Source organism: Muriicola marianensis, from assembly GCF_014638095.1.
In the GTDB taxonomy this organism is placed as follows: Bacteria; Bacteroidota; Bacteroidia; order Flavobacteriales; family Flavobacteriaceae; genus Muriicola; species Muriicola marianensis.
On record NZ_BMFH01000002.1, the window covers coordinates 613,585 to 631,913 of the forward strand.

Sequence of the window (18,329 nt, forward strand, 5' to 3'; positions counted from 1 at the left end):
TGAAATGGCCCTGTTTATAAAACTACTGCTTGCACACCTCCTGGGTGATTTCCTTCTACAACCCGGAAAATGGGTAATCCACAAATCGGCCAACAAGATAAAATCCCCTTACCTGTATCTTCATATCATTGTCCACTTTGTACTGGTATTGCTGCTTTTGGGTAATTATACGCATTGGCGCATCGCCCTGGTAATCGCCCTTTCTCATTGGGTGATCGACCTTGGGAAACTCTATTCCGAACCCTTGTTTTCTAACAGGGCCGTGCCATTCATCATCGATCAGGCATTTCATCTGCTGATCATCTTCGGCTGTGCCTATTACGGCAATATTATAGGTCAGATAGACTATCTCCTGGGTCTGACCAACTGGGGTCTGGTAACTGCTATCTTCTTCCTGACTTTTCCTTCGGCCATCCTGATGAATATCCTGCTCGAAAAGATGTCCGAACAGATCTCACTCGATCATAAGTCTTTACCCAATGCCGGGAAATACATCGGGATGATAGAGCGGCTTTTCGTCCTCATCTTCATACTCACCGAGCATTGGGAAGGTATTGGTCTGCTTATAACGGCCAAATCCGTATTTAGGTTTAACGACCTCAAAGAGAGCAACAGCCGCAAGCTAACAGAATACATATTGATCGGAACGCTGCTCAGTTTTGGGCTGGCTATCATTACGGGTCTGATCTATTTGTGGTTCTGATCTGATCCTCAGGCAGGTTAATCGGTGGTACAGTGGCCTTTCAGCTTTGCCCCTGTACACTATTTCGGAATTCACATAATTCTGGTAGAAATACAGGGTTCTTTTTGGTAAATCCACTTAAAAATTCACGATCCTTTACTTTTATTCCAGGTTGATGTGAGCCTTCTTAATTATTGCTACTTTTGCTGCCTACAGCAACAATGAAATGACCACAGTGGAAAGGAAGTATGTTTTCGATTTTGACAGCACACTGACCAGGGTAGAGGCCCTCGATGTACTCGCTGAAATGACCCTGCAGGGACGGGCAGACCGTGATGAAATCATCAAAGAAATTCAACATATCACAAACCTCGGGATTGATGGGGACATATCTTTTACGGAGTCCCTTGAGCGCCGGATCAGACTGTTGAAGGCGCACAAAAAACACCTGAAACCCCTTGTTGAGGAGCTGCGAAAGAAGATCTCCAAGTCTATTGCCACCAACAAGGAATTCTTTGAGAAGTACTCCAAGGATATTTACGTGATCTCCTGTGGTTTCAAGGAGTTTATCGATCCCATTGTAGAGGAGTACAAAATACCTTCAGACAGGGTTTATGCCAACACGTTTACGTTTGACGAGGAAGGCAATATTACCGGCTTTGACGAGGATAACGTCCTGGCCAGCCACAACGGGAAGATAGCCTGCCTGGAGCAACTAAACCTTGACGGGGAGGTACAGGTAATCGGCGACGGTTACAGCGACTATGTGATGCGGGAAGCGGGCATCGCCCATAAATTCTTTGCCTATACTGAAAACGTACATCGGGAAAAGGCGGCTTCCAATGCAGACCATATCGCCCCCAACCTGGATGAATTTCTCTTTGTGAACGACCTGCCCAGGAACCTTTCTTACCCCAAGAACAGGATCAAGATCCTGCTGTTGGAAAACGTACACCCCATTGCATTTGACAACCTGTCTGAAGACGGTTTTTCGGTTGAGTTGATAGACCGGAGTCTCTCTGAGGAAGAACTGATCGAGAAGATCAGAGGGGTTCACGTACTTGGGATTCGTTCCAAGACCCAGATCACACCAAGGGTTCTGGATGCTGCCAACAAATTGCTGGTGGTGGGTGCCTTCTGTATCGGAACCACTCAGATAGATCTGCACTACTGCCAGAAGAAAGGCGTAGTGGTTTTCAATGCTCCTTACAGCAATACAAGGTCTGTGGTGGAACTGGCCGTGGGGCAGATCATCATGCTAATGCGGAATATTTTTCCCAGGAGCGTGGAGATCCATAATGGGCAATGGAATAAGACTGCTGAGAACTCCAGGGAGGTCAGGGGAAAGAACCTGGGGATTGTAGGTTATGGAAATATTGGGAAGCAACTTTCGGTTCTTGCCGAATCCATGGGGATGAGGGTATATTATTACGACCTGGAAGACAGGCTGGCCTTGGGAAATGCCAAGAAATGCAATACTCTGGAAGACCTTCTGAATGTTTCAGATGTAGTTTCACTTCATATCGATGACAGTATCTCGAATCACAATTTCATAGGGGAGAGGGAGTTTGCCCAAATGCGGGACGGGGCTTATTTCATCAACCTTTCAAGGGGATTTGTGGTCGACATTCCCGCTCTTGAACAGGCGCTGAAGAACGGAAAGCTGGCCGGTGCGGCCATCGACGTATATCCTGATGAGCCCCGCAGTAACGGACCTTTTTCCACTCCCTTACAGGGAATTCCAAATGTGATCCTCACGCCACATATAGGAGGAAGCACGGAGGAAGCCCAGATGAATATAGCCGATTTTGTACCCAACAAGATCATGGACTACATCAATTCCGGAAATACCGTAGATGCCCTGAATTTCCCGAATATCAGGCTGCCCAAGCAGAACAATGCACACCGCTTCCTGCACATCCACAGGAACCTGCCCGGGGTCATGGCACATATCAATGAGGTGCTCGCCCAGTACGAAATGAACATCTCCGGACAATACCTTTCTACCAACAGGGAATTGGGGTATGTGATCACAGACCTGGATAAGGATTACAACAAGGATGTGATCAGGGCTCTGAAAAAGGTGGAACACACCATCAAGTTCAGGGTGCTTTACTGATGGTGATAGGATTCATTCCTGAGGATGGTGAATGCCCTGTAGAGCTGCTCGAGAAAGATGAGTCGGACCATCTGATGTGAAAAGGTCATGCTAGACAGACTGATGCGTCCCTGAGCCCTGCTGTAAACCGCTTCGCTGAAGCCATAAGGCCCGCCGATGATAAATACTAATTGACGGGTACCGGCATTCATATATTTCTGAAGTTCCCCGGCAAATTCCACAGAACTGTAGCCCTTGCCTTGCTCGTCGAGCAGGATAACGGAATCAGAATCGCTTACCGCCTTCAGGATCACCTCTCCCTCAATTTGTTTCTGCTCTGGGATGGACCGGTTTCTCGTATTTTTTGGAGGCTGAAGGACCTCCTGTTCAAACCTGATGTAATGCCCCAGTCTTTTGCGGTACTCCTGGATCATGGACTGTAAGCCTTTATGATCCGTTTTTCCAACCATCAGCAGTTTTATTTTCATGGTTTAAAGGTAAAGTTTTCCGTTATTACGGATTCCTTCATGGCATTTGTTTTTACTAATTTTACCTTATAAAATTTAGCCAGATGATTTCACAGCAGGCCCTGGAACAAGAGATAAGGCAGATCATAGAAAATGGGATTCGGGAAGATGTCGGGGACGGGGATCACAGTTCCCTGGCATGTATCCCTGAAGAATCGTCAGGAAAAGCAAGACTGCTGGTCAAGGAAGAATGCGTGATCGCCGGAGTGGAATTCGCACAACAGGTATTTCATTATGTGGATCCTGGACTGAAGGTGGAGGTAGTGATCCGGGATGGAGAGAAGGTGAACTATGGGGACGAGGTTTTCTATGTCAGCGGTTCGTCCAGGAGTATTCTGATGGCAGAACGACTCGTCTTGAACGCTATGCAGCGGATGAGTGCCATCGCTACCAAAACAGCGGCCTATGTGGCCCTATTAGAAGGTACGGGTACCAGGATCCTCGATACGCGTAAAACGACTCCCGGGATAAGGGCGCTGGAGAAATGGGCCGTTAAAATAGGCGGGGGAGAGAACCACAGGTATGCCCTTTATGATATGATCATGCTGAAGGACAATCATATCGATTTTGCCGGCGGGATCACGGGGGCGATCGACAAGACAAAAAAGTACCTCAGGGACCGCGGTTTGGATCTGAAGATCATCGTGGAGGCCAGGGATTTGAAGGAGGTGGAGGAGATCCTGCGCTCTGAGGGTATTTATCGCATTCTGCTGGACAATTTTAGTTATGAAGATACACGGAAAGCTGTCGGCATGGTCGGTGGTCGCTGCCTGACCGAATCTTCGGGTGGAATTAATGAATCGACCTTACGCAAATACGCCGAGTGCGGCGTAGATTTTATTTCCTCCGGAGCACTTACGCATTCGGTCAGCAATAAGGACCTGAGTCTAAAAGCTGTTTAAATGAGCAAGGAGATCGAGGAGAAACTGGAAAAGATTCCGATCCTGAACTGGGTTGTGGACCTGCTCAGGAGGATTCAACTTCCCGGCATTCATGGACTGTCTCTGTACGACCTGATGGAGATGTACATCATAGGTATTGTTCAGGGGGCCCTCTCCACACGGGCCAGTTCCATAGCCTTCAGTTTGTTTATGGCCTTGTTCCCGCTCCTGATCTTTTTAATAACCCTCATTCCGTTTGTGATACCCCTGGTAAGCGTGGGGAACGAGGATTTCGATGCCCAGTTCCTGAGATTCCTGGAAACATTCCTGCCTTCAGCGACCGGGGAATACTTCGGGGAGATCTATACGCAGATCAAGGACCAGAAACAGGGAGGGTTGCTGTCCTCTGCCTTTGTACTGTCCATTTTCCTGATGACCAACGGGGTGAATGCGATTTTCGGCGGATTCGAAACTTCCTATCACATCGACCTTACCCGCAATTTCTTCAAGCAATACGCCTATGCCCTTATGGTTGGGATCATCCTGTCCCTCCTTCTGATATTCGGAGCGGTGGCCTTTGTGTATTTTGAGTATACCCTGGAATACCTCAATGTGTGGGCAGCAGAATCGGGAGGGGTGGAGCTAAATCCCAATGAACTGGTGGGTGCGAGAGCAGGCAAGATCCTGTTTTTTGCTGTTCTTTCCTATTTCACCACAGCTATCCTCTATTATTTTGGCACTTCACAGGGTAAGCAGGCACGATTCTTTTCCTACGGAGCTTTGATGACTACCCTTTTGTTTCTGTTGACCTCTTATCTTTTCGGGGTGTACATCGAAAAATTCGCCAGGTATAATGAACTCTATGGAGCTCTGGGGGGATTGCTTATCCTTATGGTCTACATCTGGCTGAACTCCAATATCCTCCTTCTGGGATTCGAATTGAACGCCTCCCTGACTAAGCTGAGAAAGAATGTCAAATCCAAAGTAAAGAATGCATAAAATATACCTGACCATTATACTATTTCTTTTAGCGTTGTCTGGTTTAAGGTCGCAATCGGTCCTGGGATACTGGAAGACCATAGACGATGTGACGGAAAAACCCAAATCCATCCTCGAGATCTACAAGGACGAAGATGGCCTTTCTGCCAGGGTGGTGGAGATACTGGTCGAGGGAAGGGAGAATGCCTTATGTGTGAAATGTAAAGGTCACAGGAAGAACATGCCGATCAAGGGGATGAACATTTTCGATGACCTTAAGAAACTGGATGAGTACACCTATGGAGAGGGTGAGATACTCGACCCGGAGAGCGGGAAGGAGTATCGGGTAAAAATCTGGATCGACCCGGATAAACCGGATCGTCTGAAAGTCAGAGGTTATATCGCCTTTTTCTTCAGGACGCAGACCTGGAGACGCGTATCCCCCTGAATGATGCTTATGGAAGTATTTGCAGATGTCATATTGCCCATTCCCCTGGAGAGGCTATTCACCTACCGGCTACCAGATGGTTTGACCACTGAGTTGGAAAGGGGAATGCGTGTTGCCGTGCCTTTTGGGAAATCCAAGATCTATACGGCTTTGGTATACAGGATCCACAAGGACCCCCCGGTGGCCTATGAGGCAAAGGAGATCCACGAGGTCATTGACCGGGTTCCCCTGGTGAATGCCACACAGATAGAACACTGGAAGTGGATCGCATCTTATTACATGTGTACCCTTGGGGAGGTATTCAGAACAGCTGTTCCCAGTGCATTCTTGCTGGAAAGTGAGACCCTGGTCCTCAGGAACGGGGAGAAAGAATGGGATCAGGAATCGCTTAGCGACCAAGAGTTCCTGGTTTTGGAGGCCCTTGAACACCAGGCATCCCTGAAGATACAGGAGGTCTGTGACATCCTGGAAATAAAGACCGTTCTTCCCCTGCTTCACCGCATGTATGAAAAGGGGCTGATCCAGCTCCGGGAAACCCTGCATGACCAGTACAAACCTAAATATATACGAACCCTCACCCTCAATCCCCAGTATGAATCCGAGAAGGACCTGAATGCTCTTTTAGACGAGTTGAGCAGGGCCCCGAAGCAGAGACAAGTACTGCTTACCCTTTTTCAACTCAGAGCAGTTTCCAGGCTTCCCTTGTCGGCCTCCGATCTTCAGAAAAAAAGTGGCACCTCTGCCGGCGTGATACGCGGACTCATTGATAAAGGCATCCTGCAGGAAAAAAAGATACGGACGGACCGGGTTACCTATGAAGATGACAACGGTGACCTGGATAAACTCATCTTAAGCGATTTCCAACGAAAGAGTTTGGAGGAAATTACGGCATCTTTTAAGGATCGGGATGTGACTCTTCTTCACGGTGTGACCTCCTCGGGTAAGACTGAAGTTTACATGAAATTGATGGAATCCTTTCTGGCGGAAGGAAAACAAGTGTTGTACCTCCTGCCGGAAATTGCCCTGACCACTCAGCTAATCTCACGTCTCCAGTCGTGTTTTGGCAGCAGGGTGTCCGTTTTCCATTCCCGCTTCAGTCTCAACGAAAGGGTAGAGGTCTGGAACAATGTCAGGAGGAATGAGGAAAAAGCTCAGGTGGTCATTGGGGCTAGGTCGTCATTGTTTCTGCCTTTTGATAACCTCGGACTGGTCATTGTGGACGAGGAGCATGAAAATTCATTCAAGCAATTCGATCCAGCCCCGCGCTACCACGCCAGGGATGCAGCCATCGTGCTGGCTACCTTACACAAGGCAAAAGTGTTATTGGGGTCTGCTACCCCCAGCCTGGAGAGTTTTTACAACGTCAGGACCGGTAAATACGGCTATACTACCATGGAACAGCGTTTCGGAGGAGTTCAGATGCCTGTGGTTGATCTGGTCGACATTCGGGATGCTTCCAGGAGGAAGCGGATGACAGGACATTTTTCGGAGGCCCTGATCGCCGGGATCAAGGAGACCCTGGCCCTGAAGGAGCAGGTCATACTCTTTCAGAATCGCAGGGGATATGCCCCCATCGTCGAATGCATGACCTGCGGCCACGCACCCCAGTGCCCTAATTGCGATGTAAGCCTTACGTATCATCAGGGGAGGAACGAACTGAGATGTCACTATTGCGGATACAGCGAAAAGATGATGGTACAATGTGTGGCCTGTGGGAATGCGACACTGGACACCAGGGGTTTTGGGACCGAACAGATAGAAAAGGAGTTGAAGGAGTTGTTTCCCGAAGCCCGGACAGGCAGGATGGACCTCGATACCACCCGTGGAAAATTTGCCTATGAAAAGATCATAACGGGATTTGCTTCGGGGGATTTCGACATTCTGGTAGGAACTCAGATGGTGACAAAAGGCCTGGATTTCAGGCACGTGAACCTGGTCGGGATCATGAATGCTGATGCCTTGCTCAATTTCCCAGATTTCAGGGCCCATGAACGCAGCTTTCAATTGCTTACACAGGTGGCGGGCAGGGCAGGGCGTACTGAGAAGAGGGGTAAGGTACTTATCCAGACCTATAATCCACAGAATCCGGTACTCAGGCAAGTTGTTAAAGGAGATTATGCGGGCATGTACGAAGAACAGATGTCGCAGCGCAGGGAATACCTGTACCCCCCGGTCAACAGGATCATCAGGATAAGTTTCAAGCACAGGGCGTACCCCACCCTGAATGAGGCGGCATCCTGGTTTGGAAAGGCTTTGAGGAATGTTTTTGACACCTCTGTCCTGGGCCCGGAATTCCCTCCTGTAGCCCGTATAAGAAACCAGTATATCAAACAGGTACTTGTGAAGATCCCCAGGGAACAGTCCCTGACCCAAACAAAAAATAGCATTAAAAGAATTGAAAATTCCTTCAATGCTATCTCCCAGTACAGAAGTGTGCGGGTAATCTACGACGTAGACTACTTCTGAAATTCCTAGACGTTGCTAAGCGCTTCGGCCAGCTCTGTTTTCTTATTTCGGCTCAAAGGAATGGACCTTCCGCTGACCTCTACGTTCTTACTGTTAAATTTTTCTATCTTCTCCAGGTTTACAATGTAAGATTTGTGAATCCTAAGGAATTTGTCTGCAGGTAACTGCTTTTCAAAAGCCTTCATGGTGGAGAGGATCACGATGTTGGCCTCATCGGTAACCAGTTTGATATAATCTCCCAGGGCCTCTATCCATTTGATGTCATTGAGGATGACCTTGCGCTTCTTGAGGTTGCTCTTGACGAAAATATGCTCCTCGTCCTCGGCCACCTGGTTCATCTGCTCGTACTTGGTAACAGCTCTTTTCACAGAAGCATCAAAACGAGCCATGGTAATGGGCTTGTGAAGATAATCTGTTACATCGTAGTCGAAAGCTTTAAGTGCGTAATCCGGTTTTCCGGTGATCAGAATGACTTGGGGACTGTTCTCCAGGGACTCCAGCAGGTCGAATCCACTGATGATAGGCATCTCAACATCCAGGAAGATCAGGTCGATCTCGTTGTTCTTGATGCCGTTCTTGGCCTCAATAGCATTGCTGTACTCCGCAACCAGGGCTAAATTCGGATGATTATTCACCAATTTTGCAACTGCCATACGCTGCATAGATGAATCATCAACAACTATACTTCTTAATTTCATAAAGGGTTGATTTGTGGGGTTAAATCATCGACAAAGTACATAAAAAACTGGTTCAACTGCAATAAAAGTTGTAAACAAATTCCCATGAAACTCAGGCGATGACGTGCATAATTTAGGTTTATAGGTCAAGTTCAATTTGGGTCATTATAGTACTGATAACGAAGAAAAATTTAATTTCTTGTAAATCGAAGGAAGAATTATTACTTTTGCGCTCCTAAAAATCTATATATCAATATGAATCATTACGAAACTGTTTTCATTTTAAATCCCGTTCTATCTGACGTTCAGATAGAGGAAACAGTTAAGAAATTTGAGGATTTCTTAATTAAGAATGATGCCAAGATGGTATCGAAGGAAAATTGGGGCCTGAAAAAACTGGCATATCCCATTCAGCACAAGAAAAGTGGATTCTACCACTTGTTCGAATTTACGGCTCCCGGAGAAGTTATTGCTCCCTATGAGCAGGAATTCAGGAGAGATGAGCGTGTCATGCGTTTCCTGACCGTAAAGTTAGACAAGCACGCCATTGAGTGGGCTGAAAAAAGAAGGAATAAACTTAAAGCAAAAGCGTAAGGGGTATGGCAACATTACAGCAACAGGCCAAAGGCAAGAAAGACGGGGAGATCAGATATCTCACCCCTCTAAACATCGAGACCAATAAGCAAAAGAAATACTGCCGTTTCAAAAAATCCGGCATCAAGTATATCGATTATAAGGATCCCGATTTCCTAATGAAACTCGTGAACGAGCAGGGAAAATTACTCCCCAGGAGGCTTACCGGTACTTCTCTGAAGTATCAGCGTAAGGTAGCTCAAGCGGTAAAAAGGGCGAGACACCTGGCCCTTATGCCATATGTGGGTGATTTATTAAAGTAAAAAGGAGAAGATCATGGAACTTATATTAAAAGAAGACGTACAGAATCTGGGATTCAAGGACGATATCGTAACCGTTAAGAACGGGTACGGAAGAAACTACCTCATCCCAAAAGGATTGGCTACCATGGCTACTCCTTCTGCCAAGAAGGTATTGGCGGAGAACCTGAAGCAAAAGGCTCACAAAGAAAAGAAGATCGTAGAGGCCGCTAACAAGACAGCAGAGGCTCTTAAGCAACTGGAAGTGAAGATCCCGGCCAAGGTTGGTGCCGGCGATAAACTATTCGGTTCAGTCACCAACGCTGACGTTGCTGACGCCCTTGCCAAGGAAGGCCATGAGATCGACAAGAAATACATTATGATCAAAGGAGGGTCTATCAAAAGGGCCGGACCATACGAGTCTCAGATCAGGCTGCACAGGGATGTGCTCGTGGATTTCAACTTCGAAGTCATCGCTGAACAGAAATAAAGTAAACTTGTTTAAATAAAGAAAGAGCCATAATCATATGGCTCTTTTTTTTTCCTATATTCACTAGTTCAAGAACCAATACTATGATTATGAAAAAAATACTTTTAACAGGGTTGTTCATGTTCGGTTTAACCCTGATTTCCTGGTCGCAGGTAACGACCGCAGACATCAGAGGAACCGTCTATGAAGGTGATAACCAACCACTTTTTGGCGCAAACATCGTGGCCGTGCACACTCCTACGGGTACCAAGTACGGAACCGTCAGCAACGAGGATGGCCGTTATAACCTACCCAACCTGAGGGTAGGGGGGCCATATGAGATCACTGTGTCCTATGTGGGATTCAAATCCCAGGTGCAGGATGGGGTGTACCTCTCTCTTGGTCAGACCACGATCCTGGAGTTCAGTCTGATCTCCGAGAGTCAGGCACTGGATGAGGTAGTGGTGGTTTATGACCAGACGGGTACCTTCGGAAGCGATCGTACAGGGGCTGAAACAAGCGTAGGCCGCAGGGAGCTCACCCGGCTACCCACGATCTCCAGGTCTGCGAGCGACTTCATCAGGCTAGATCCTCAGGCTTCCTCAGGGGCTTCCGGACTGTCCTTCGGGGGACGAAATGACCAGTACAACAATTTCTCTCTGGACGGAGCAATTTTCAACAACCCCTTTGGACTCGATGCGGCTACTCCGGGTGGGCAGACCAATGCTCAGCCCATTTCCCTGGATGCTATCGACCAGATCCAGGTAACAACAGCCCCATACGATGTAACCCAGTCAGGATTTACGGGCGCTTCCGTCAATGCGGTTACGAAAAGCGGTACCAATGAATTCTATGGCACAGCCTATGGATTTTTCCGGAACGACGACCTTACCGGAGGCAAGATCAATGGAGATGATGTCTTTAAGACCGGCCTGGAGCAAACCCAATATGGATTCAGCCTGGGCGGGCCCATCGTGAAGAACAAGCTGTTCTTCTTCGTCAACTTTGAAAGGGATGAACTGACTGAGCTGGGAACGGATGGATTTGTTCCCAATACGGGTACAGGAGACATCAATGAGAGCAGGGTGACGCTGTCCGACTTTCAGCTGGTTGACAACCTGTTACGACAGGTAGTGATAGGCCAGGATGCGCAGGGGAATGATATCTTTTACGATCCCGGTAGGTTCCAGGGCTTTAATTTCGACCAGGAATCCACTAAGGGCATCATCAAGCTCGACTGGAACATCAACGACAACAACCGCCTGGCGGTGATCTACAATTTCCTGGATGCTTCCAAAGGGAAGCCGGCCAACAGGGATGCTATTACCTTCAGGGGCCCAAACACCCAAACCCTCCAGTTCGAGAACGCAGGGTACGAGATCAACAACAGGATCAAGTCTGTCCAGCTCGAACTGAACTCCAGGCTGTCTGATGAGGCTACGAATAAACTGCAGGTAGGCTACACCCATTTTGACGACTTCAGGAATCCTTTCTCTACCCCGGCCCCCAGCATCGTCATCCTGGATGCGACGGGAAGTTCAAACTATATCATTGCGGGTCACGAACCTTTTTCTATCAACAACAGGCTCGATCAGAAAGTGTTTCAGATAACAGACAACCTGAATATTTTTAAAGGAGACCATACTTATACTATAGGCTTCTCCTTTGAGAAATTTCAGTTCGACAATTCCTTTAACCTCGGTGCCTATGGAGCTCAGGGAGTATTTTTTCCTACCACCACCATCACGGATTTTCCAAACTTTGCGAGTTCGGGACAATTGCAGGCCGCCTTTAACAACGCGATCAATGCCGACCGGTCCTTCAATGCTAATGGCACCGGAAATCCAGGGGGATGGGCCCTTTCGGAAACCAATGTGGGTCAGCTCTCCTTCTATATGCAGGACGAATGGGATGTCACCGAGAACTTTAAGCTGACCTATGGGGTGCGGTTCGACAAGCCCTTGTATTTCGACACGGCTGAAAAGATCAGGGAGAATATTCAGCGCAAGGGAGGAGCTTCCGGAACCTATATTCCGTCTATACAGTATTTTGATCCGGAGACCGGGGATCCGGTTTTCCTGGATTCAGAAGTCCTGCCTAACAACAATTTCCTGGTCTCCCCAAGACTTGGTTTCAACTGGGACGTTTACAATGATAATTCCCTCCAGATCAGGGGTGGGTCGGGACTCTTCACTGGTCGATTCCCCTTTGTATGGCTGGGTAACCAGACCCAGGCGGTGGATTTCTTCTTTTACCAGATCGTCGATCCGGATTTCCAGTGGCCTCAGGTATGGAGGACCAACGTGGGGGTCGACAAGAAATTCGATAACGGCCTGATCCTGACTGCAGACGTCTCCTATACAAAGGATGTCAATGCCGCCCATGTCCAGAACTGGGGACTGGATACCCCTTCTGCCACCCTCAATGGGGTTGATAATCGCGCCGTATACACCAATGCAGATAAAGCTCAAATTTTCGGAGGTCCTACCAACGCCTATGTTTTTACGAATTCAGACCAGGGCCGTATCTGGAATGCCTCTCTTAAAGGACAGAAGACCTGGAACAATGGCCTGTACGCTATGCTGGCCTATAGTTTCCTCAATGCCAAGGAGGTGAATTCCATCGATGCTGAGATCACCGGGGATGCCTTTGCCGGAAACGCCATCGTTGGCAATGCCAATAATGATGTCCTTTCCTTTTCCAGATATGGGGATACGCACAGATTTATTGGCGTGCTTTCCAAGCAGTTCAGTACGGGAACGACCATCTCTACCTTCTTTGAATATGCCAAAAGCGGAAGGTTCAATTATATATATGGGGGAGATATCAACAATGACGGGTCCAGCATCAATGACCTTATCTATATCCCAACGAGTTCTGAGATCGGATCCATGACTTTTAGCGGACCCGGACAGGCGGAGGCATTTGAGGCCTTTATCCAACAGGACGACTATTTGAGCGGACGTCGGGGACAGTACGCAGAAAGATATGGAGCCCTGGCCCCTTGGAGGAGCAGCTGGGATATCAAGATCCTCCAGGATATCAGAATCACTGACAAGAACAAATTCCAGTTGAGTTTGGACGTTCTGAACTTCGGGAACTTGCTGAATTCTAATTGGGGAGTTGTTGAAGGCCCAAGCTTTGACCAGCTTCTGGGAGTAACGGTGGATTCTAACAACAATCCTACTTATACGTTCGATACCAGCAGAACAGACACCTTTTCGGCCATCACCAGCGCTGTCTCCAGATGGAGGGCTCAGTTGGGTGTCCGCTATATTTTCAACTAAGGAATAAAACCGTAATTTTGGGCCGCCCTAAAAAGGCGGCCTTTTTTATGAAGTACACACGATTGACAAAAGAACAGTTAGAGGAATTACACCCGGAATTTATCAATTTTCTGGCCACCCAGTCCATCACGGCCACAGAATGGGAAATGATCAAGACCAACAGACCTCATGTGGCTGAAGAGGAAATTGACGTTTTCAGCGACCTGGTCTGGGAAGGCGTGTTGCAGAAAGTGGAATACCTTGAGAACATATCGGCCCAGCACATGCATCTGTTCCATCTCACCGAAAAGGAAATGAAACTGATCTCGATCAAAGTACGGAATCCGGAAGTAGACCTGACGACTTCTGAGGGCTTTGGGTGGTTCAGGAAGAACTGGCAATCAGATTTTGTGGACTACCTGGTGGCATCCAAGGCGTATTCTGATGAGCCTAATGCAGACAAATTCGGGCTCATTCAGGAGGGGGCGGTGATCACGAAAGGCGAGCTGTACCAATGGTTTGATAAAATCATAGAATAAGGCGATATTTGCGGAACTACGCGAGGATATGGCACAAAAACCTTCAATTCCCAAAGGCACCAGGGATTTCAGTCCGGCTGAAGTAGCCAAGAGGAACTACATAATCGAAACGATCAGGCATCAGTTCGAAGTCTTTGGATTTCAACCTATAGAGACTCCCAGTTTTGAGAACCTCGAGACCCTCATGGGAAAGTATGGAGATGAAGGTGACAGGCTGATCTTTAAAATCCTGAATTCAGGAGATTATCTGAATAAGGTAGAGCCTGAAGTGTATGCACAAAAAGACAGTGCCGGCCTGACTCCTCAGATATCCGAAAAAGCCCTGCGATATGACCTGACGGTACCGTTTGCACGTTATGTGGTTATGCATCAGCACGAGATCGATCTTCCTTTTAAGAGATACCAGATACAGCCGGTCTGGCGGGCAGACCGTCCTCAGAAAGGGAGGTTCCGGGAATTTTACCAGTGCGATGCCGATGTGGTAGGTCCGGGTTCCCTTTTGCAGGAGGTGGAATTGCTACAGCTCTATGATTCGGTTTTTTCTGACCTGGGACTGAACGGGGTTTGCATAAAACTCAATCACAGGAAGATCTTGAGCGGAATTGCAGAAGTGATCGGTGCGGGAGACAAATTGATCCCGTTTACGGTAGCCCTTGATAAACTGGATAAGATAGGGCAGGAAGGGGTCATGCGTGAAATGTCCGCTGCAGGGATCGGTCAGGCCGCGATCGAAAAGGCAATGCCACTTTTCTCGATGGCCAAGGACAAACAGAACTCCCTTGATGTGTTATCAGAATTTCTGAAGGATTCTATAGTTGGAAAACAGGGGATTGAAGATCTCAAATTTATAGCAGAGACCATACGAACCCTGGAACTCAATAGCACCAGCCTGGAAATAGATGTTTCCCTGGCGAGGGGACTTAATTATTACACGGGCGCCATTTTTGAAGTATCGGCTCCGGAGGGAGTGAATATGGGCTCGATAGGAGGTGGAGGGCGATATGATGACCTCACGGGGATCTTTGGCCTTAAGGACCTCAGTGGGGTCGGAATTTCCTTTGGTCTGGACAGGATCTATCTGGTCCTGGAAGAACTCGGACTCTTCCCTGAAACGGTAGAAGAATCGGTACAGGTCCTGTTCGTCAATTTTGGGGAGAAAGAAGCGCTTGCTGCTCTGCCGTTAATCAGGAAAATGAGAGGGGAAGGGATCAAGACCGATCTCTATCCTGCAGATGCCAAACTTCAGAAACAGTTCAAATACGCCAATAACAGGAATATACCTTACGTGGTATTATTGGGAAAGGACGAGCTGGAACAAAAGGTAATCGTCGTCAAGGACATGGCGAATGGCAGTCAGAATACCTACGCCTGGAAGGATCTGCAGCAGTTCATTTCAACCTTGTAGCCGTTTCCTTACAGCATCGCTAACCGCCTCGTAATAACTTTTATCGTGAGGTACTAGCTTCACTTTTTTATCCCCCGATAAATGCAACTTGTCTAAAACTTCCAGATGGAATAACCGGATCTCTGTTACTTCCTCTTCCTGGATTACGAGAGAGGAAGGTTTATGGTTGAGCTTACAGAGAAAGGTGTGATGGTATTCGCAATCAACGATACCATTATCATGTCGCTGAATCGACTTAAATATGCCAACAGGGGAAAGCTCCTGTACTTTTAAAGATAACCCTATTTCCTCCCGGATCTCACGGAGAGCAGCCTGTTCGACAGTTTCTCCTGCTCCGACATGTCCTGCTACGGAGACATCCCAGAAGCCTGGGAAAGTCTTCTTCAAAGGAGATCGGAACTGGAGAAGTATTTCCCCCTGGGTATTGTAAAACCAAATATGAACCGTAGGATGAAAAACCCCCTTCCGATGCGCTTCGGATTTCAGGATGGTTTCACCGGTATGCCTTCCATCCTCATCCAGTACGTCTACCCACTCTTCCATGAATATAAGTATTCGGTGTGGGGTTGTTTCAGCACGTCTTTTCGATCAATCGAAATAGCTAAAAGTCTCCCCGGGTTTTATGGTCAGCAGTGTTTCATAGATAAGTCGGATCACATTCTCAACATCGTCTTTGTGTACGGTTTCCACTGTGGTATGCATATACCTCAAGGGGAGTGAGATCAGGGCAGAAGCTACTCCTCCGTTGCTGTAGGCAAAAGCATCCGTATCCGTTCCCGTAGAGCGTGAAGAGGCCATTCGCTGGAATGGGATCTTTTTAGCTTCGGCGGTTTCGATTATGCGTTCCCGTAATTTGTTCTGCACGGCAGGTGCATAGGAGATCACAGGACCTGCTCCCAATTCTGTGTGGCCCTGGGTCTTTTTCTCGATCATAGGCGTTGTGGTATCATGGCACACATCGGTAACGATCGCCGCGTTGGGTCTGATGGTCTGGGTGATCATTTCCGCCCCCCTCAGTCCGATCTCCTCCTGAACCGAATTGGTGACGTAAAGGCCATAAGGTAATTTTACTTTGTTCTCGTGGAGCAGGCGGGCCACTTCAGCAATCATAAAACCTCCTGCCCGGTTGTCGATGGCCCTGCAGACGAACTTGTTTTTGTTAAGGATATGGAACTGGTCTGGGTAAGTGATCACGCACCCTACATGCACCCCCAGTTTGAGAACCTCCTCTTTATTTTTCGCTCCCACGTCAATAAAAATATTATCGAGTTGAGGCGGTTTTTCCTTGCTCTTGTCCCTGGTGTGGATGGCGGGCCACCCGAAAATCCCTTTCACGATCCCCTTTTTGGTATGGATATTGACCCATTTGGATGGAGCGATCTGATGGTCACTGCCCCCGTTTCTTATCACGTAGATCAGGCCTTCGTCTGTGATATAATTCACATACCAGGAGATCTCATCTGAGTGACCTTCGATCACCACTTTGTAAGGAGCTTCTGGGTTGATCACGCCAACAGCAGTACCATAAGTGTCCGTTATAAAGGTGTCGACATAGGGTTTGAGATAATTCATCCAGAGCTTTTGTCCTTCCCATTCGTACCCTGTGGGAGAGGCATTGTTCAGGTATTTTTCAAAGAAGGCAATGGATTTATCAGTAAGTATTTTAGAGTTGCTCATGCAGGTTAGAAATTTGCATACAAACTTAGCAATATTCACGTTTAATTAATAACCTTTATAGGGCTTTATGATTAATTTTGACACAGTAAAATTTCCGGGGATGAGACCTTTATTCACATATGGGATTTTAGTGGTGATGTTGGCTATGAGCAATTCGCTCCGGGCCCAGATAGAAGATCAGCCATTGGATTCTATTCAGGAAAAGCTGATTATCATGGAGGGTGATTCTCTTTTTCAGGCATCCATAGCCCTGGATGAGGTGTTCCTATTTGGGAGGTTGGAGTTCGATTCCTATGAAGACAAGCTTCGGTATTATATCCTGAAACGCAAAACACTGAAAGTGTATCCTTACGCCAAGATGGCTTCTGAACGGCTGGTGAATCTTACCGATAGTTTGGAACTAATCAAATCCAGAAGGAAACAGAAGCGATATACACGTAAGGTGCAGAAATACATAGAGGAGGAATTCTCGGAAGAATTGAAAAAGCTCACCCGGACGGAAGGGCAGATTCTCGTTAAACTCATCTATCGGCAAACCGGCAATACGGCTTTTGATCTCGTCAGGGAATTAAGGAGTGGATGGAGGGCATTTTGGTATAATACCACTGCCAAAATGTTTAAGATCAGTCTCAAGGAGGAATTCAACCCGGAAACCGTTCACGAAGACTATCTGATAGAGGACATTTTACAACGGGCATTTGCTGAGCGAACCCTGCAGCGACAGGAGTCTGTGCTCGACTATGATTACGCCTCCTTGACCAACAAATGGAACCAGCAACAAAAACAGAAAAAATAGTTGCGCAGAAGGCTTATATCTCGTATCTTTAGAAGCTTTTTTTTCTAGGAAATACTGCAAAATTCTGGTTTTGAAGGCCTTATTACTGAAGCCTTATTTTTTTCTTAAAAATACTTGAAAATATATTTTTAATTAAAAAAAGGGTTCTATATTTGCACCCGCTTAACGAGAGATCGTTGGGCGTAAGAGTAAAGAAGATTAAGTTCATTGATATATTGGTAGACAGCGAATTAAGCCATTTGATGGTGTTTATGCACCAGATAATGGATTGATTAAAAGATTTTTTGATTTTTTAAGACACAAGAACCGTTTTGGGGCGGGACAGCTTTTTTAGTTGGATGCATTGATGAGATATTTAATGTTATAACGATGAAGAGTTTGATCCTGGCTCAGGATGAACGCTAGCGGCAGGCCTAACACATGCAAGTCGAACGGTAACATAGAAAAGCTTGCTTTTCTGATGACGAGTGGCGCACGGGTGCGCAACGCGTATAGAACCTACCCTGTACAGGGGGATAGCCCGGAGAAATTCGGATTAATACCCCGTA

The 18,329-nt window shown here is 47.3% G+C and carries 17 protein-coding genes and 1 rRNA gene; 14 read left to right on the forward strand and 4 right to left on the reverse strand.

The genetic code is table 11. From position 1 onward, the window contains the following. The first annotated feature begins 4 nt into the window (after positions 1-4). Positions 5-703, forward strand: a complete 699-nt coding sequence (locus tag IEV19_RS13705; protein WP_188371297.1) for a DUF3307 domain-containing protein — start codon at positions 5-7, stop codon at positions 701-703. A gap of 205 nt (positions 704-908) precedes the next feature. Then, on the forward strand, positions 909-2,801 hold the full coding sequence (serA, locus tag IEV19_RS13710) for a phosphoglycerate dehydrogenase (RefSeq protein ID WP_188371298.1): 1,893 nt from the start codon (positions 909-911) through the stop codon (positions 2,799-2,801). Here serA and rlmH read toward each other — a convergent pair. Continuing rightward, entirely contained in the window at positions 2,795-3,268 is a 474-nt protein-coding gene (gene rlmH, locus IEV19_RS13715; RefSeq protein WP_188371299.1) for a 23S rRNA (pseudouridine(1915)-N(3))-methyltransferase RlmH, read from the reverse strand. The genes serA and rlmH overlap by 7 nt on opposite strands. A gap of 83 nt (positions 3,269-3,351) precedes the next feature. On the opposite strand from rlmH, the gene nadC reads away from it, so the two are divergent. Genes nadC through priA form a run of 4 tightly spaced genes read left to right on the forward strand, consistent with a single transcriptional unit; the run spans position 3,352 to position 8,080 of the window. Continuing rightward, entirely contained in the window at positions 3,352-4,209 is an 858-nt protein-coding gene (gene nadC, locus IEV19_RS13720; RefSeq protein WP_188371300.1) for a carboxylating nicotinate-nucleotide diphosphorylase, read from the forward strand. Further along, positions 4,210-5,187 carry a YihY/virulence factor BrkB family protein gene (locus IEV19_RS13725; protein WP_188371301.1) on the forward strand — a complete coding sequence of 326 codons (978 nt, stop codon included), beginning with the start codon at positions 4,210-4,212 and terminating at the stop codon, positions 5,185-5,187. Further along, on the forward strand, positions 5,180-5,614 hold the full coding sequence (locus IEV19_RS13730; protein WP_188371302.1) for a DUF2147 domain-containing protein: 435 nt from the start codon (positions 5,180-5,182) through the stop codon (positions 5,612-5,614). The genes IEV19_RS13725 and IEV19_RS13730 overlap by 8 nt, the downstream gene beginning before the upstream one ends. A gap of 9 nt (positions 5,615-5,623) precedes the next feature. Beyond that, the gene (gene priA / locus IEV19_RS13735) at positions 5,624-8,080 is read left to right on the forward strand and encodes a replication restart helicase PriA (protein ID WP_188371303.1); all 2,457 of its coding nucleotides are present in this window, start codon (positions 5,624-5,626) and stop codon (positions 8,078-8,080) included. Between the two features lie 5 nt (positions 8,081-8,085). On the opposite strand, the gene IEV19_RS13740 is transcribed toward priA, so the two are convergent. Further along, positions 8,086-8,778: a LytR/AlgR family response regulator transcription factor gene (locus IEV19_RS13740; protein WP_188371304.1), complete on the reverse strand. Its 693-nt coding sequence runs from the start codon at positions 8,776-8,778 to the stop codon at positions 8,086-8,088. Between the two features lie 234 nt (positions 8,779-9,012). Between IEV19_RS13740 and rpsF the strand changes: the two genes are divergently transcribed. The 6 genes from rpsF to hisS all read left to right on the forward strand — a co-directional run bounded on the left by rpsF (position 9,013) and on the right by hisS (position 15,308). Beyond that, positions 9,013-9,351, forward strand: a complete 339-nt coding sequence (gene rpsF / locus IEV19_RS13745) for a 30S ribosomal protein S6 (RefSeq protein ID WP_188371305.1) — start codon at positions 9,013-9,015, stop codon at positions 9,349-9,351. A gap of 5 nt (positions 9,352-9,356) precedes the next feature. Beyond that, positions 9,357-9,653 (forward strand): 30S ribosomal protein S18, encoded by a 297-nt coding sequence (gene rpsR / locus IEV19_RS13750; protein WP_129604536.1) that lies wholly within the window; start codon positions 9,357-9,359, stop codon positions 9,651-9,653. Positions 9,654-9,666: 13 nt separating this feature from the next. Continuing rightward, a complete protein-coding gene (gene rplI / locus IEV19_RS13755; protein ID WP_188371306.1) occupies positions 9,667-10,119 on the forward strand; it encodes a 50S ribosomal protein L9 in 453 nt (150 codons plus the stop codon). Positions 10,120-10,208: 89 nt separating this feature from the next. Then, complete coding sequence (locus IEV19_RS13760; RefSeq protein WP_188371307.1) at positions 10,209-13,385, forward strand: TonB-dependent receptor; 3,177 nt, start codon at positions 10,209-10,211, stop codon at positions 13,383-13,385. A 47-nt stretch (positions 13,386-13,432) separates the two neighbouring features. Continuing rightward, a complete protein-coding gene (locus tag IEV19_RS13765) occupies positions 13,433-13,903 on the forward strand; it encodes a DUF6495 family protein (protein ID WP_188371308.1) in 471 nt (156 codons plus the stop codon). Between the two features lie 28 nt (positions 13,904-13,931). Next, positions 13,932-15,308 carry a histidine--tRNA ligase gene (gene hisS, locus IEV19_RS13770; protein WP_188371309.1) on the forward strand — a complete coding sequence of 459 codons (1,377 nt, stop codon included), beginning with the start codon at positions 13,932-13,934 and terminating at the stop codon, positions 15,306-15,308. On the opposite strand, the gene IEV19_RS13775 is transcribed toward hisS, so the two are convergent. Next, entirely contained in the window at positions 15,297-15,851 is a 555-nt protein-coding gene (locus tag IEV19_RS13775; RefSeq protein ID WP_188371310.1) for an NUDIX hydrolase, read from the reverse strand. The two genes, hisS and IEV19_RS13775, sit on opposite strands and share 12 nt — an antisense overlap. A 45-nt stretch (positions 15,852-15,896) precedes the next feature. Further along, a complete protein-coding gene (locus tag IEV19_RS13780; RefSeq protein WP_188371311.1) occupies positions 15,897-16,985 on the reverse strand; it encodes a M42 family metallopeptidase in 1,089 nt (362 codons plus the stop codon). A gap of 100 nt (positions 16,986-17,085) precedes the next feature. Here IEV19_RS13780 and IEV19_RS13785 point away from each other — a divergent pair, with 100 nt between their 5' ends. Together IEV19_RS13785 and IEV19_RS13790 are read left to right on the forward strand one after the other, a co-directional pair. After that, complete coding sequence (locus IEV19_RS13785) at positions 17,086-17,781, forward strand: DUF4294 domain-containing protein (RefSeq protein WP_188371312.1); 696 nt, start codon at positions 17,086-17,088, stop codon at positions 17,779-17,781. A gap of 366 nt (positions 17,782-18,147) precedes the next feature. Next, positions 18,148-18,329: ribosomal RNA gene (locus tag IEV19_RS13790) — 16S ribosomal RNA — on the forward strand; the annotation flags it as partial.

Coding starts and splice junctions, on each gene's coding strand:
- rplI (WP_188371306.1), top strand. CDS start 9,667: ATGGAACTTATATTAAAAGAAGACGTACAGAATCTGGGATTCAAGGAC.
- rpsR (WP_129604536.1), top strand. CDS start 9,357: ATGGCAACATTACAGCAACAGGCCAAAGGCAAGAAAGACGGGGAGATC.
- IEV19_RS13730 (WP_188371302.1), top strand. CDS start 5,180: ATGCATAAAATATACCTGACCATTATACTATTTCTTTTAGCGTTGTCT.
- IEV19_RS13785 (WP_188371312.1), top strand. CDS start 17,086: ATGAGACCTTTATTCACATATGGGATTTTAGTGGTGATGTTGGCTATG.
- rlmH (WP_188371299.1), bottom strand. CDS start 3,268: ATGAAAATAAAACTGCTGATGGTTGGAAAAACGGATCATAAAGGCTTA.
- IEV19_RS13775 (WP_188371310.1), bottom strand. CDS start 15,851: ATGGAAGAGTGGGTAGACGTACTGGATGAGGATGGAAGGCATACCGGT.
- nadC (WP_188371300.1), top strand. CDS start 3,352: ATGATTTCACAGCAGGCCCTGGAACAAGAGATAAGGCAGATCATAGAA.
- IEV19_RS13705 (WP_188371297.1), top strand. CDS start 5: ATGGCCCTGTTTATAAAACTACTGCTTGCACACCTCCTGGGTGATTTC.
- rpsF (WP_188371305.1), top strand. CDS start 9,013: ATGAATCATTACGAAACTGTTTTCATTTTAAATCCCGTTCTATCTGAC.
- IEV19_RS13760 (WP_188371307.1), top strand. CDS start 10,209: ATGAAAAAAATACTTTTAACAGGGTTGTTCATGTTCGGTTTAACCCTG.
- IEV19_RS13765 (WP_188371308.1), top strand. CDS start 13,433: ATGAAGTACACACGATTGACAAAAGAACAGTTAGAGGAATTACACCCG.
- priA (WP_188371303.1), top strand. CDS start 5,624: ATGGAAGTATTTGCAGATGTCATATTGCCCATTCCCCTGGAGAGGCTA.
- serA (WP_188371298.1), top strand. CDS start 909: ATGACCACAGTGGAAAGGAAGTATGTTTTCGATTTTGACAGCACACTG.
- hisS (WP_188371309.1), top strand. CDS start 13,932: ATGGCACAAAAACCTTCAATTCCCAAAGGCACCAGGGATTTCAGTCCG.
- IEV19_RS13725 (WP_188371301.1), top strand. CDS start 4,210: ATGAGCAAGGAGATCGAGGAGAAACTGGAAAAGATTCCGATCCTGAAC.
- IEV19_RS13780 (WP_188371311.1), bottom strand. CDS start 16,985: ATGAGCAACTCTAAAATACTTACTGATAAATCCATTGCCTTCTTTGAA.
- IEV19_RS13740 (WP_188371304.1), bottom strand. CDS start 8,778: ATGAAATTAAGAAGTATAGTTGTTGATGATTCATCTATGCAGCGTATG.